At 55.3% G+C, this 253-nt stretch carries 1 protein-coding gene and 1 pseudogene; one reads left to right on the top strand and one right to left on the bottom strand.

Translation table 11 applies throughout. From position 1 onward, the window contains the following. Positions 1-12: 12 nt before the first annotated feature. A pseudogene (locus IB272_RS35320) lies at positions 13-114 on the top strand (ATP-binding protein); the annotation flags it as partial. Between the two features lie 42 nt (positions 115-156). Here the strand turns inward: IB272_RS35320 and IB272_RS35315 are convergent. After that, positions 157-253, bottom strand: a 97-nt coding sequence (locus tag IB272_RS35315; RefSeq protein ID WP_192444694.1) for an integrase core domain-containing protein, incomplete at its 5' end; no start/stop codon positions are given.

Raw genomic sequence — 253 nt, 5'->3', positions numbered from 1 at the left:
CAAAACTACACGGTGTTGTTCACAACGGCGCAGGCATTGGTCGCAACGCTCGTGAGAGCACATGGCGAAGGACGCCTGGAAGAACGACTTGGGTTTCTCGCCAAGCCCAAGCTGCTCATCATCGACGTGGAGTTGCCCCCAAAAGACCGGACATGCTCAGGCTTGAGATTGCGAGCTGATGAACTCGCGCGGGGATTGATATCCTAAAGCGCTGTGCGGGTGAAGATTGTTGTAATGCTCGAACCAGAACGGC

Source organism: Ensifer sp. ENS08 (assembly GCF_014852195.1).
GTDB lineage: Bacteria > Pseudomonadota > Alphaproteobacteria > Rhizobiales > Rhizobiaceae > Ensifer > Ensifer adhaerens.
This window is presented reverse-complemented; position numbering and strand designations above follow the sequence as displayed.